The sequence below is a fragment of the Seohaeicola nanhaiensis genome (assembly GCF_042654245.1).
Taxonomy (GTDB): Bacteria; Pseudomonadota; Alphaproteobacteria; order Rhodobacterales; family Rhodobacteraceae; genus Seohaeicola_A; species Seohaeicola_A nanhaiensis.
Genome location: NZ_JBHSGI010000024.1, coordinates 520,755 through 535,131, shown reverse-complemented (window position 1 = coordinate 535,131; position 14,377 = coordinate 520,755). Strand labels below are relative to the sequence as shown.

Annotated in this window: 10 protein-coding genes; 3 read left to right on the top strand and 7 right to left on the bottom strand. The window is 67.1% G+C overall.

The features are described from left to right. Position 1: 1 nt before the first annotated feature. Together secD and yajC are read right to left on the bottom strand one after the other, a co-directional pair. Complete coding sequence (gene secD / locus ACFO5X_RS17070; protein WP_380719115.1) at positions 2–1,663, bottom strand: protein translocase subunit SecD; 1,662 nt, start codon at positions 1,661–1,663, stop codon at positions 2–4. A gap of 29 nt (positions 1,664–1,692) precedes the next feature. Next, positions 1,693–1,974, bottom strand: a complete 282-nt coding sequence (gene yajC / locus ACFO5X_RS17065) for a preprotein translocase subunit YajC (RefSeq protein WP_380719113.1) — start codon at positions 1,972–1,974, stop codon at positions 1,693–1,695. A gap of 368 nt (positions 1,975–2,342) precedes the next feature. On the opposite strand from yajC, the gene serS reads away from it, so the two are divergent. Continuing rightward, positions 2,343–3,635 carry a serine--tRNA ligase gene (serS, locus tag ACFO5X_RS17060; protein ID WP_380719111.1) on the top strand — a complete coding sequence of 431 codons (1,293 nt, stop codon included), beginning with the start codon at positions 2,343–2,345 and terminating at the stop codon, positions 3,633–3,635. 28 nt (positions 3,636–3,663) lie between these two features. On the opposite strand, the gene ACFO5X_RS17055 is transcribed toward serS, so the two are convergent. From ACFO5X_RS17055 to ACFO5X_RS17035, 5 genes are all read right to left on the bottom strand, one after another. Continuing rightward, positions 3,664–4,209: a helix-hairpin-helix domain-containing protein gene (locus tag ACFO5X_RS17055; RefSeq protein WP_380719109.1), complete on the bottom strand. Its 546-nt coding sequence runs from the start codon at positions 4,207–4,209 to the stop codon at positions 3,664–3,666. Between the two features lie 30 nt (positions 4,210–4,239). Then, positions 4,240–5,223, bottom strand: a complete 984-nt coding sequence (locus ACFO5X_RS17050) for a fatty acid desaturase (protein ID WP_380719107.1) — start codon at positions 5,221–5,223, stop codon at positions 4,240–4,242. 141 nt (positions 5,224–5,364) lie between these two features. Beyond that, the gene (der, locus tag ACFO5X_RS17045) at positions 5,365–6,843 is read right to left on the bottom strand and encodes a ribosome biogenesis GTPase Der (protein ID WP_380719105.1); all 1,479 of its coding nucleotides are present in this window, start codon (positions 6,841–6,843) and stop codon (positions 5,365–5,367) included. 52 nt (positions 6,844–6,895) lie between these two features. After that, complete coding sequence (locus tag ACFO5X_RS17040) at positions 6,896–8,236, bottom strand: outer membrane protein assembly factor BamB family protein (protein WP_380719103.1); 1,341 nt, start codon at positions 8,234–8,236, stop codon at positions 6,896–6,898. Between the two features lie 41 nt (positions 8,237–8,277). Then, positions 8,278–8,949 (bottom strand): hypothetical protein, encoded by a 672-nt coding sequence (locus tag ACFO5X_RS17035; RefSeq protein ID WP_380719101.1) that lies wholly within the window; start codon positions 8,947–8,949, stop codon positions 8,278–8,280. A gap of 276 nt (positions 8,950–9,225) precedes the next feature. Here ACFO5X_RS17035 and ACFO5X_RS17030 point away from each other — a divergent pair, with 276 nt between their 5' ends. Both ACFO5X_RS17030 and ACFO5X_RS17025 read left to right on the top strand, forming a co-directional pair. Then, entirely contained in the window at positions 9,226–10,458 is a 1,233-nt protein-coding gene (locus ACFO5X_RS17030) for an efflux RND transporter periplasmic adaptor subunit (RefSeq protein WP_380719099.1), read from the top strand. Continuing rightward, positions 10,455–14,315: an efflux RND transporter permease subunit gene (locus ACFO5X_RS17025; RefSeq protein ID WP_380719097.1), complete on the top strand. Its 3,861-nt coding sequence runs from the start codon at positions 10,455–10,457 to the stop codon at positions 14,313–14,315. The genes ACFO5X_RS17030 and ACFO5X_RS17025 overlap by 4 nt, the downstream gene beginning before the upstream one ends. Positions 14,316–14,377: the final 62 nt, after the last annotated feature.

Sequence of the window (14,377 nt, the reverse complement as noted above, 5' to 3'; positions counted from 1 at the left end):
CCTAAACCTCGATCGTTTTCGGGCGCTTGCGCTCGAACCACATGACGATGATCAGTCGGGTGACGTAATAGGCCGTGAAGACCGAGGTGATGATCCCCAGCCCCAGGGTGATCGCGAAACCGCGCACCGGGCCAGAGCCCAGCGTGAACAGGATCACCGCCGTGATCAGCGTGGTGATGTTGCTGTCCAGAATGGCCGACAGCGCGCGCTCATAGCCCAGCTCGATCGCCCGCGCCGGTCCCCGCGCCGTCTTCAGCTCCTCGCGGATCCGCTCGAAGATCAGCACGTTGGCGTCCACCGCCATGCCGACCGTCAGCACGATCCCCGCGATCCCCGGCAGCGTCAGCGTGCCCCCGATCAGCGACAGCACCCCGAACATCATCGCGATGTTCAGCACCAGCGCGATATTGGCGATCCAGCCGAACATGCCGTAGGTCAGCGCCATGAAGGCTATCACCGCCGCCGAGCCGACCAGCGCCGCGATCTTGCCCGCGTCGATGCTGTCCTGCCCCAGTTCCGGCCCGATGGTCCGCTCTTCCAGGAAAGTCAGCTCGGCCGGCAGCGCACCCGCGCGCAGCAGCACCGCCAGATTGGTGCTCTCCTCGATGGTGAAGCGGCCCGTGATGATGCCCGACCCGCCGGGAATGTGGCTCTGGATGACCGGCGCCGAGATCACCTCGTCGTCCAGCACGATGGCAAAGGGCTGGCCGATATTGTCGCGCGTGTAATCGCCGAACTTGCGCGCGCCCGAGGTGTTGAAGCGGAAGTTGACCGCCGGCCGCCCGTTCTGGTCGAAACTCGGCTGCGCGTCGTTCAGCTCCTCGCCGGTGACGACCGGCACCGCCTCGATGATGTAGTAGACGCCCTCCTCGTCCAGCGAGGGCACCAGTTTGTTCCCGGTGCCCGGAACCGCATTGGCGTCGGTCACGCGCGAGACCACCGGATTGAAGGTCAGCTGCGCCGTGGTGCCGATGATTTCCTTTAGCTCCGCCGCGCTGCCGATACCCGGCACCTGGATCAGGATGCGGTCGTCGCCCTGCCGCTGGATCGTCGGCTCGCGCGTGCCCACGGCGTCAATCCGGCGCCGCACGATCTCCAGCGCCTGCTTCACCGTACGGTCGTCGGTCGCCGTCTTCTCGGCCTGCGACAGCGTGATCACCAGAGTATCGCCGCTGCCCGTCACCTCGATGTCGTTCGATCCGATCCCGGTCAGCGACTGGATTGGCCGCGCCAGGCCCCGCACCACCTCCAGCGCCTTGGGCATCCCCTCGGGCTTGGAAATCTTGACGTGAAGCTCGCCCTCGGGCCCCGGCACCTCGTTGACGAAGCCGACCGTATCGCGCTCCTTCACCAGCGCCGCGCGCACCTCGGGCCAGAGCCCCAGCATCCGCTGCTGATAGACATCGGCAACCTTCACCTCGGCCAGCAGATGCGCCCCGCCCCGCAGGTCGAGGCCCAGATTGACCAGCCCCGAGGGCAGCCAGTCCGGCCAGCCCGCGACCGCCGCCTCGCGCTCGGGCGTCGCGCCCTTGGTCTCGATGGCCACAACCGCGTCGTTATGGGCCTCGACGCGGGCATAGAACAGGTTCGGCACCGCAAGCAGCGCGAAGGCCAGGCAGACGAGCCAGATAAGAACCCGCTTCCACCGATCAATCTGAAGCATGTACGTGCTTTCTCAACAGGGTAGGCGGATCACTTCGCCGGTTCGGTCTTGCTCAGCACCGTGGCGATGGTCGACCGCACGACCCGCACCTTGACGTTCTCTGCGATCTCGAGCTCGATCTCGCCGTCGTCCTTGACCTTGGACACCTTGCCGATGATGCCGCCCTGCGTCACCACCTGATCGCCCCGCCGCAGCGCCGCGACCATCGCCTGATGGTCCTTCAGCTTCTTCTGCTGCGGCCGGATCAGCAGAAAATACATGATCCCGAAGATCAGGATCAGCGGCAGGAACGACATTATTCCACCTTCCATGGGGGTTTTTCCTCTGTCAGAGGCGCAGAGAACCCCGTGGGGAAGCGCCGTTTTCAAGTTTCGCGGAACCTATGCGCTGGCCCTGCCCTTTGCAAGGCACCGCGGTGCGGCTTTCCGTCAGGTTGGGGCAGGCTCTTGCGGGCATTGATACGACCGAAATCCTCGGGAGCATTTCGCCAGCTCTCCACAATGGCCCCAAGTCGCTGTTTTCCTCTCAGGAAAACAGACCGAATGCCTCGCAGCCATTCCACAGACCCGACCGAAAGCACATTGGCGATCTCATCGGCCCCATCACCCCACCCCCTACCCTAACCCCCCGCATTCATGCATAACCCCCCGCGAACCGACTCGAGCGAAAGGCACGACCCATGCACGACATCCGCGCGATCCGCGAGAACCCCGACGCCTTCGACGCCGCCCTGGCGCGGCGCGGGGAATCGTCGGCATCCGCCGCCGTGCTGGCGCTCGATTCCGAGCGCCGCGCCCGGATCGCCGCCGCCGAGGCGGCCCAGGCCGAGCAGAACCGCGCCTCCAAGGAGGTCGGCGCCGCCAAGGCACGCGGCGACGATGCCGAATTCGAACGCCTGCGCACCCTCGTCGCCGACAAGAAGGCCGAGATCGCCGCCATGCAGGCCGAGGCGAAGGACCTCGACGACAAGCTGGCCGACATGCTCGCCCGGCTGCCGAACCTGCCCGCCGACGACATCCCCGACGGCAAGGACGAACAGGACAACGTCGAACTGCACCGCTGGGGCACCCCGCGCAATTTCGCCTTCACGCCGAAAGAGCATTACGAGCTTGCCGGCGTCGCGGCGTCGATGGATTTCGAGACTGCCGCCAAACTCTCCGGCGCGCGCTTCGTCCTGCTGAAGGGCGCTGTCGCCCGCATCCACCGGGCGCTGGCCCAGTTCATGCTCGACACCCATGTCGACAGGAACGGGTTGACCGAGATGAACTCGCCCGTGCTGGTGCGGGACGAGGCGATGTTCGGCACCAACCAGCTGCCGAAATTCGAGGAAGACAGCTATCGTACCACCAACGGCTGGTGGCTGATCCCGACCTCCGAGGTTTCGCTGACCAATACGGTCGCCGGCGAAATCCTCGACGAATCCGCCCTGCCGATCCGCATGACCGCCCATACCCTCTGCTTCCGCTCCGAGGCCGGCAGCGCGGGCAAGGACACGGCCGGGATGCTGCGCCAGCACCAGTTCGAAAAGGTCGAGATGGTGTCGATCACCCACCCCGCCACCTCGGACGGGGAACAGCAGCGGATGCTGAAATGCGCCGAAGGCATTCTCGAGGCGCTGGAGATTCCCTATCGCACGGTGACGCTCTGCACCGGCGACATGGGCTTTGGCGCGCGCCGCACCTATGACATCGAGGCCTGGCTGCCCGGCCAGAACACCTATCGCGAGATTTCCTCGGTCTCCACCACCGGCGATTTCCAGGCGCGCCGCATGAATGCCCGCTTCCGCCCCGCCGGCGGCGGCAAGCCGGAATTCGTGCATACGCTCAACGGCTCGGGCCTCGCTGTGGGCCGCTGCCTGATCGCGGTTCTGGAAAATGGCCAGCAGGAAGACGGCTCGGTCACCCTGCCCGCCGCCCTCGCGCCCTACCTCGGCGGTAAAACCCGCCTCGCGGCCGACGGCACCCTGGCCTAGGCGCGCACCACGGTCCTGAGCCGCGGGCTCAGGACTTCTTCTTGCCCTTTTTCGCCGGCTTCTTGGCGTCCTTCGCCTTGGCCGGCTTTTTCGCCGGCGCCTCCTCGGGCGCAGGCGCGCTTGCCATCTTCTCTGCCTTAGTCGCCTTGCGCAGCGCGCGCGCCCGCAGCTTCTCGGCCGCGGCCATCGCCTCGCCCGCGGCCTTGGCCGCCTTCTGCGCTACCTTGATTGCCTTGCGCACCGGCTTGGGCAACGCCTTGCCCTCCGGAACCGTGGGCGCCGCCACCTCGGCAGGTGCAACCGCCACCGGCACCGGGCGCGTCGGCTTGACCTTGCGCACCGGCGCATCGCGCACCGGCAGGGGGCGCGGCGGCGCCGCTGGTGCGTCGCCCTGCCCGATCAGCGCCTTGGCCGCCGCGATCAGCCGCGTCGCGCGCTGCCGCCCGATCCCCGGGATCACCGCCAGACGCTCGGGCGTGGCTCCCGCCAGCGCTTCGGCCGTGGCGAACCCCGCAGCAGCCAGCGAAGCCGCCAGCGCCGGCCCGATTCCCGTCACCTTGCCTACGTCCGTCATCCTGTCGTTCTCCCGACCCAAAGGCCCTTGTCAGGCGCCAGCCGCAGCGGTCTGGCGCGAATGCTTCGGAAACGGCACCAGGCGGTTCCGGTCCTCGTCCCACAGTTTCAGGTTCAGCGCCCGCACCGCCTCGACAAAGCCGATCCGGCGCGGCGCCATCTCGGGCGGCAGCGCATAATGGCACCGGCGCAGGCGATAGCTCGGGATGCGGGCATTGAAATGGTGGATGTCATGCAGGGTGATATTGGCCACGCAGAAATCGAAGAACCAGCCGAAGTCCAGGCACGAAGATCCTTCGATCGCCGCCTGCTGCGGATCGAGGTCGGGGCGCCGGTCCCAGTATGTGTCTTCGAAATTGTGCTGGAGGTAGACCAGGAACACCCCGATCATGCCGCCCAGGAAACTCGCGCCCAGCCAGACCCAGATGCCGGTCCAGCCGGCCAGCAGATAGAGCGTGCCGAGAAAGACCACGATGGCGAGGTTGTGCAGCAGCACGCCGGCCACGCCAAACCGGGTCGTGTTCTTGGGCCAGCGATAGCGGATGAAATAGGTGAACAGCGTTCCGACCGGGATCAGCACAAAGGGATTGCGATACAGGCGATAGATCAGCCGGTCCCACCAGCCCGCCGCCTCCCATTCGCGCAGCGTCATCGTATGGATCTCGCCGGTCTCGCGGTGATCCAGGTTGCCGATATTGGTGTGATGCAGGTTGTGGTTCTGCTTCATCACCTCGAAGGGGGCAAAGGTGAAGGGCGACAGCCCGTGCCCGGCCAGTTCGTTCTGCGCCCGTGTCTCGAACAGCGAATGGTGCCCGGTGTCATGCTGCAGCACGTATAGCCGCACCGCCGCAAAGGCATGGACGATCACCGCAGGGACCAGCACATACCAGGTCGAAACAAAGCTGATGGCGGCCCAGAGCGATGTGAAATAGACCGCGAAAGTTCCGAAATAGCTAAGCGCGGCCAGCCGGTTGTTTTTCTCGACATAGAGCCGCGTGTGTTCTCTGAGGTTCATGTCAGGTCCCGGTCGCTGTGTTCGTGGCGTCCCGCTTCGATCAATGGCAACTTGATGCTTTTTGCGCCGACAATCAATGGCTTCCGCGCGGACACAGCCAGATTCGCCCCCACCCCGCCCGCAGAACGGGCGCCACCGGGTTCAGCCGCGCCGCCCTTCCTTGTGTTTGCGCAGCTTCGACGGCGCCGGCCGGGACTTGCGGTCCTTGAACGGATTCTTGTCCGCCTGGCTGCGGAAATGCAGCCGGATCGGCGTGCCCGGCATGTCGAAATCGGTGCGCAAACCGTTCACCAGATAGCGCGAATAGCTGTCCGGCAGCAATTCGGGATGGCTGCACATCACCACGAACCCCGGCGGCCGCGTCTTGGCCTGCGTCATGTAGCGCAGCTTGATCCGGCGGCCCTGTGGCGCCGGCGGCGGATGCTGTTCGATCATGCCGGCCAGCCAGCGGTTCAGCTGCGCTGTTGTGACGCGGCGGTTCCAGACGTCATAGGCCTTCAGGATCGCCGCATGCAGCCGGTCCAGCCCCCGCCCGGTCTTGGCCGAGACGGTCACCAGCGGCGCCCCGCGCAGCTGCGGCAGCAGCCGCTCGAAGGATTCCTTCAGGTCGCGCAGCTTCTCCTGCTTCTCTTCCTCGATGTCCCACTTGTTGACCGCGATCACCACCGCGCGCCCCTCGCGCTCGGCCAGATCGGCGATCCGCAGATCCTGCTGCTCGAAGGGAATCGCGGCGTCCAGCAGAACGACCACCACCTCGGCGAATTTCACCGCGCGCAGCCCGTCGCTGACCGACAGCTTCTCCAGCTTCTCCTGCACCTTGGCCTTGCGGCGCATCCCCGCGGTGTCGAACAGCCGCATGGGGGTGCCGTCCCAGTCGGTGCGCAGGCTGATCGCGTCGCGGGTGATCCCGGCCTCGGGCCCGGTCAGCAGCCGCTCGTCCCCGATGATCTTGTTGATCAGCGTCGACTTGCCCGCGTTCGGGCGCCCCACCACGGCCACCTGCAAGGGCTTGGTCGCCGTCGGCTGGCGCACCGGCGGCACCTCGGCGTCCTCGCTGTCATCCTCCGGCACGTCCACGTCCGTCTCGGGCGCGTCTTCCTGCGCCGCCTCGGCCGCCTCGGCATAGGCATCGGCCAGCGGACGCAGCTCGTCGTACAGCTCGTTCATTCCTTCGCCGTGCTCCGCCGACAGCCGGATCGGCTCGCCCAGCCCCAGGCTGTAGGCATCCAGCGCCCCGGCATCCCCGGCAAAGCCCTCGGCCTTGTTCGCGGCAAGAATGACATGATCGGCCCGCTTGCGCAGGATATCGGCGAAAATCCGGTCCGCCGCCGTCACCCCGGCGCGGGCGTCGATCACGAACAGGCAGATATCGGCCATATCGACCGCCCGCTCGGTCAGCCGGCGCATCCGCCCCTGCAGGCTGTCATCGGTAACATCCTCGAGGCCGGCGGTGTCGATCACGTTGAATCGCAGATCCGCCAGCCGCGCCGCGCCTTCGCGCAGGTCGCGGGTCACGCCGGGCTGGTCGTCGACAAGAGCGAGCTTCTTGCCAACCAGCCGGTTGAACAGGGTGGACTTGCCCACATTGGGCCGGCCCACGATGGCGAGGGTGAAGGACATGGGGTCCGCGCAATCAGAGTGTGTGTCGGGTGGGCCTTAGCCTATCCGCGCGTCAGCGGAAAGCAAGCAATTGCCCGTTGGTCGAGACGACATAGAGCGTATTGCCCGCCACGACTGGGGCTGTCGTCGCCCCGCCGGGCACTGCGACGGTGGCGACCAGCGACCCGTCTTCTGGCGCGAAGAACCGCAGATAACCGTCGTTCGAGGCCACCACCAGCCGTCCGCCGGACAGCACCGGACCGTAATGGGCATAGATCGACGCGCGCCGCTTCGGCTTCTCCTTGACGTAATCCGGCAACTCGCGCGCCCAGATCACCTCGCCGCTGCGCGCGTCCAGCCGCACCAGCTGGCTCGCGTCGGTCAGCGCGAAAACACTGTCGCCCACCGGCCAGACCGGCTCGACCGCGCCAAAGGGCGCCGTCCACTGCCGCTCGCCGTCCTCCGAATTCACCGCCGCGATCCGCCCCGAGTGGTTGCCGGCGTAGATCGTGTTGCCCACCACCATCGGGCTTCCTGTCATGTCGCTGTAGCGCGACGCAACATTGCCGACATGGCTGCCCGCGATATTCGTGCTCCAGCGTTGCAGCCCGCCACGGCGGAACGCGGCGATCAGCTCGCCCGACCCGAAGGCGAAGACCACGAACTCGCCCGCGATCACCGGGGCCGGCGCGCCCAGCACATTGGCCACGCTGGGACTCGCGTTCACATACCAGGCGACCTTGCCGTCGCTCGCATTGACCGCCCAGCCGGTGTCGTCGCCGGCCACCAGATAGACCAGCCCGTCATTGATCAGCGGCGTGCCGCTGCCGGTGGCGTTCAGCTTCTGCTGCCAGCGGATCGCGCCCGTGGCGGCATCCAGCGCGGTCAGCCGGCCAAAACCGGACGAGACGTAGAGCGTGCCCTTGTCATAGGCCAGACCGCCGCCGGTCGCCTGCTCCTCGCCATCGTAGGTCGGCACCAGATCGACGCTCCAGAGCGTTGCGCCCCCGGTCGAGACCGCGCTCACCCGCGCCCCCGAATCGAGCGTGAAAACCCGGCCCCCCGCCACAACCGGATCTGCCGTGATCCGCACGCGCCGGGCATCGCCCGCCCCGATCGACGTGGCCCAGACCAGCTGCGGCGCAATGCGCAGCGCCGGATTTTCGATGCGGTTCTTCTGCGTTCCCGCCGACTGCATCCAATCCGCGTTCGACCGCTGGGCCGGCAGGCGGATCGCCCGCGACAGGTTGTTTTCCTCGTCCGGCGTGCGCACCAGCGCCAGGTTCTCGCCCTCGGGACGGATGTCCTCGCGCTCGCCCGGAAGGATCACTTCCTTCTCCGAGCAGGCGGCCAGCAGCAGGGCCGCACAGCAGATCGCCGCGCAGGCCCGGGAAACGAAGAACGGTGCCATCATGAAAACTCTCGCCTGCCCCAAACCCGTTGCGCCGATCCCGATCAGCCCTGCGACGCAGAACGCACTTCGGGTTGACCTCCAAGCGACACAATCGCCTGCGTCGCCCGCTGTTGCAAGTCCGAGGTGACCTCGGCGTCCTGCAGGATCGCCTGATACCGCGCAATCGCTGCCTCGGTATTGCCTTCCGCCATGTCGATCATGGCCAGTTGCTCTTCGGCCAGCATCCGCAGCGGCATCCCGGGCCGGGCCAGCGCCTCGAAGCCCGCGCGCCGCTCGGCCGCCGGCATCGTTTCCGCCTGCAGCGTCAGCGCCTTGAACGCCGCAATCTGGCGATAAATCTCGGGCAGATCGCCCGCGGTCGCGATATTGTTCAGCGCCGCAACCGCCGCCAGCGTGTCGCCCGCCTCGGCCTGCGCGCCCGCCAGCAGGAACTCCACGACCGCATTCGCGCCCGGAGTCGCAGCCGTCACCGCCGTCAGGCCAGCCGCCCGCGCCGCCGGCTCGTTGGCCGCCATCGCCGCCAGCAGCGCATCGCCCAGCGCCTCGGCTTCTGCCCGTTCCTGCGCCTTGCGGTATTCGTTCCAGGCCGCGCCGCCGACCACCAGCACGATCAGCACCATCGGAATCCAGCCATAGCGGCGGAACAGGGCGAACAGCCGGTCGCGGCGAACCTCTTCGGTCACCTCGTCGATAAAGCTGTCGGTATCGCTCATTCCATGCCTCCGGCGCCACAAACTTCCGGCGCGCGGGCCGGATTCGCCCGCTCGTCCGGGCCTTATTCCGCACAAAAAAGCGACGGAATTGCCACCTATTACCCTGCATCACCGGACAAGCCAAGTGGGGCATCGGGACTGCCTTGAACAGGAGGCGGGAAAATACTAAATTGAACTGATCAGTTTAGTGCCTGCGCCCGGGGGGAAATATCCGGCGGCGCGGGCGCAGCGTGCTCCGGTCACGGGCCGGGCGGAAACGGGAATGGAAGACCGGATATGAGACTCATACCCGTACTCACCGCCTTGCTGGTGATGCTTGGGCTATACTACGTCGTCTTCGAACGCGACACGCTTCTCGCCTTCGCGCGCGGCAACGAGGCGCCCGCCCAGGACAGCACACCTGCCCCATCCGCAGAACCCGCCGCGGAGCCCGAGTCCGGCGTGCGCGTCGTTGCGCTGCGCTCCAGGGCCGAAACCATCGACAACGCAGTCGTGCTGCGCGGCCAGACCCGCGCCACCCGCCAGGTCGAGGTGCGCGCCGAAACCTCGGCCACGGTGATTTCCGAACCATTGCGCAAGGGCACCTTCGTCCAGGCCGGTGACGTGCTGTGCAAGCTCGATCCCGGCACCCGCGAGGCCGCGCTGGCCGAGGCCGAGGCCCGCCTGACCGAGGCCCGCTCGCGCGTGCCCGAGACCGAGGCCCGCGTGATCGAGGCCCGCGCCCGGCTGGAAGAGGCCAGCATCAACTTCAACGCCGCCGAAAAGCTCAGCAAGGACGGCTACGCCAGCGAAACGCGGCTGAAATCCGCCACCGCCACCGTGCGCTCGGCCGAAGCCGCCATCGCCTCGGCTGAAGCCGGGCTGGAGAACACCCAGGCCGGCATCCAGGCCGCCACCGCCGCCGTCGCCGCCGCCGAGCGCGAGATTGACCGCCTCACCATCGTTGCCCCCTTCGGCGGCCTGCTCGAATCGGACACCGCCGAACTCGGCAGCCTGATGCAGCCCGGCGGCCTCTGCGCCACCGTGATCCAGCTCGACCCGATCAAGCTGATCGGCTTCGTGCCCGAAACCGAGGTCGACCGTGTCCATGACGGCGCCCAGGCCGGCGCCGAGCTGATCAGTGGCGAGCGCATTGTCGGCACCGTGACCTTCCTCAGCCGCGCCGCCGATCCGACGACCCGCACCTTCCAGGTCGAAATCACCGTCCCCAACCCCGACCTCGCGATCCGCGACGGCCAGACCGCCACCATCGCCATCGCCTCGGACGGCGCCCAGGCGCACAAGCTGCCGCAATCTGCCCTCACGCTCGACAACGACGGCAAGCTCGGGGTGCGCACGGTCGGCCCCGACAACATCGTCGCCTTCATGGCGGTCAAGCTTCTGCGCGACACGCCCGACGGCATCTGGGTCGGCGGCCTGCCGGACGAAGCCGCCGTCATCGTCGTCGGCCAGGACTTCGTGACCGCAGGGGTCAAGGTGATCCCGACCTGGCGCGAGGACGCGCAATGATCGGCATCGTCGACTGGGCCGCCGCCCGGGCGCGGATGGTCATCGCTTTCATCGTGCTCTCGCTGCTGATCGGCGGCTTTGCCTACTGGTCGCTCCCGAAAGAGGGCGAGCCGGATATCGAGATCCCCGCCCTCTTCGTCTCGGTCCAGTTCCCCGGCATCTCGGCCGAGGACAGCGAAAGCCTGCTGGTCAAACCGATGGAGACCGAGCTGGTCGACCTCGACGGCCTCAAGAAGATGTCCGCCACCGCCGCCGAGAACTATGCCGGCGTGGCGCTCGAATTCGAATTTGGCTGGGACAAGACGGCCACCATGGCCGACGTGCGCGACGCGATGAACGCCGCCGCCGCCAAGTTCCCCGACGGCGCCGAGCAATACACCATCTCCGAACTCAACTTCTCCGAATTCCCCATCGTCATCGTCAACCTCACCGGCGACGTGCCCGAACGCACGATGGCCCGCATCGCCAAGGAACTGCAGGACGATCTCGAAGGGCTCGACGCCGTGCTCGAGGCCGGCATCGCCGGCAACCGCGACGAGATGCTCGAAGTCGTGATCGACCCGCTGCGGCTCGAGGCCTACAACGTCACCGCGAACGAGCTCATCAACGTCGTCCGCAACAACAACCAGCTCATCGCCGCCGGCGAGGTGGAAACCGACCAGGGCAAGTTCTCGGTCAAGATCCCCTCTTCCTTCACCGAGGCGCGCGACGTCTACGCCCTTCCGGTCAAGACTAACGGCGACCGGGTCGTGACGCTGGGCGAACTGGCCGAGATCAACCTGACGTTTGAAGACCGCAAGGGCACCGCCCGCTTCAACGGCGCCAACACCGTCGCCCTGCAGGTGGTCAAGCGCAAGGGCTACAACCTGATCGACACCGTGGCGCTGGTGAAGGAAACCATCGCCAACGCCGAAAAGGGCTGGCCGCCGGAACTCCAGGCCGCCGTCGAACTCGGCACCTCGAACGACCAGAGTCGCGTCGTCGGCTCGATGGTCAGCCAGCTCGAAGGCTCGGTCCTGACCGCCGTGGCGCTGGTGATGATCGTCGTTCTGGCCTCCCTTGGCAGCCGCGCGGCCCTGCTCGTCGGTTTCTCGATCCCGACATCGTTCCTGCTCTGTTTCGCCCTTCTGGCCGCCATGGGCGTCACCATTTCGAACATCGTCATGTTCGGCCTCATCCTCGCCGTGGGGATGCTGGTCGACGGCGCCATCGTCGTGGTCGAATACGCCGACAAGCGCATTTCCGAAGGCGCCGGCCCGATGCACGCCTATGTCGAGGCCGCGCAGCGCATGTTCTGGCCGGTGGTCTCCTCCACCGCCACCACGCTCTGCGCCTTCCTGCCGATGCTCTTCTGGCCCGGCGTCCCGGGCGAGTTCATGGGGATGCTCCCCGTCACCCTCATCTTCGTGCTTTCCGCCTCGCTGGTGGTGGCGCTGGTTTACCTGCCGGTGATGGGCGGCGTCTCGGGCCGGATGTCGCGCATCTTCGGCCGCGCCGCCGATGGCCTGCGCGCCCGCCTGCCCTGGATGGTGCGCGCGATCCTGGTGCCCTTCCCGCTCTGGGGCATGTTCGCCGGCATCATGCAGGTGCTGAACCCGACCTACCTCCTTCCCCCCGGCCCGCCCATGCTGGTCGCCGCCCTCTTCGGCGCGACCCTCTTCATCCTCTCGGCCTTCGCCGCCTCGGTCACGCTCGACGCCGCCGCCCTGCGCCGCGCGCCGAAGAAGATCCAGGCCGGCTACCGCCGCACGCCCTTCGGCTGGGTCATCCACGCCATCGCCGGCAACCCGGTCATGCCCATCGTCGCCGTGGTCGCGGTCGCCATGGCCGTCGGCTATGTCTTCACGCTCTACGGCGCAAACAACAAGGGGGTCGAATTCTTCGTCGAATCCGAACCCGAACAGGCCACCGTCTACGTCCGCGCCCGCGGCAACCTCTCGCTGGCCGAAACCGACGCTATGGTCCGCCAGGTCGAGGATGTGGTCCGCGCCCACCCCGCCGTCATCAACGTCTTCTCCTTCGCCGGCGACGGCGGCCTGCAGACTGGCGGGCCGGGCCAGCAGTCGCCCATCGACACCGTCGGCCAGGTCCAGTTCGAGATCATCCCCTGGGAAAACCGCCCCCAGGTGACCGAGACCTTCTTCAACGGCTACCTCAGCCGCCACATCGCCGCGCCCGCCTATGACGGCAATTTCGTCATCGAACAGCTCGAGGCCGAACTCGCCAAACTGCCCGGCTTCCAGACCGAGATCACCGGTCTCGAACAGGGCCCCGGCTCGGGCAAGCCGATCCACCTGCGCCTCAAGGGCAACAACTGGGACGACCTGACCGCCGCCGCGACCCTCGCCCGCAGCCATTTCGAACAGACCCCCGGCCTGATCCAGATCGAGGACACCCTGCCCCTGCCCGGCATCGACTGGCTGATCAAGGTCGACGTCGAAAAGGCCGGCCGCTTCGGCGCCGATGTGGTGACCGTGGGCGCGATGGTCCAGCTGGTCACCCGCGGCATCCTGCTTGACACCATGCGCGTCGACAGCTCCGAGGAAGAGATCGAAATCCGCGTCCGGCTGCCCGCTGCCGACCGCGTGCTCTCGACGCTCGACACGCTCAAGGTGCGCACCCGCGACGGGCTCGTGCCGCTGTCGAACTTCGTCACCCGCGAACCGGTGAAGAAACTGGCCAAGATCAGCCGCGTCGACCAGGAGCGCTATTACGACGTCAAGGCGGATGTGTCGCCGAACCTGTTCAAGGTGGTCACCGGCGGCCTGCGCAACACGCCGGAAACCCGCCTCGCCGTGGTGCATGGCGAAACGCCGGACACCCCGCTCACGGGCGAGTCGCTGACCGACGCCAATGGCACCCGCTACGGCCTTGTCTCTCTGACCAACGATCAGGACGCCGGCAACCTGCGCGCCGCCCTCGCCGACGGCAGCGCACGCATCGCCCCGATCAACGCCAACGAGCGCATCGCCCTGCTCACCGACTGGCTGAACACCGACCCCCTGCCCGGCTCGATCAACTGGGAGTGGACCGGCGACCAGGAAGAGCAGGAGGAATCCGGCGCCTTCCTGATGAAGGCCTTCGCCGGCGCGCTGGGGCTGATGTTCATCATCCTGCTGGCGCAGTTCAATTCCTTCTACAACTCAGTGCTCGTCCTGCTGGCCGTGGTGCTCTCGACCACCGGCGTGCTGATCGGGATGATGGTGATGGGCCAGCCCTTCTCGATCATCATGACCGGCACGGGGATCGTCGCGCTAGCGGGGATCGTGGTGAACAACAACATCGTGCTGATCGACACCTACCAGGAATTCAGCCAGTACATGCCCCGGATCGAGGCCATCACCCGCACCGCCGAGGCGCGCATCCGCCCCGTGCTGCTCACCACGCTGACCACCATGGCCGGCCTTGCCCCGATGATGTTCGGCCTCAGCCTCGATTTCATCAACGGCGGCTATTCCATCGACTCACCCACCTCGCTCTGGTGGAAACAGCTCGCCACCGCCGTCGTCTTCGGCCTCGGCATCGCCACCGTGCTGACGCTGGTGGTGACCCCCGCCCTGCTGGCGATCCGGGTCTGGATCGGAACCTATGCGCTCTGGTTCGGCCAGCTGCTGTCGCGCGTCACCTCGGGCCGCTCGGGCCGCACCGCCCGCGACATGCGCCTGCGCCGCAGCGCCCGCAAGCTGCCCTTGCACGACCTGATCTGGGACGACCTGACGCCACCCGAAGAGGATGTACCCGACACGCCGGTAAGCCGCGAAGACCTGAAGGCGGTGCTGGCCCGGATCGACGGCGGCGACACGCGCGACGAGGCCCCGCCGCCCGACCTCACCAAACCGGTCCGCGCCGCCGAGTAACCCCGGCGTCCACGCGCGGCCGCAACGGTCGCGATGGGGGCTCCGCCCCCTCTTGGCCTGCG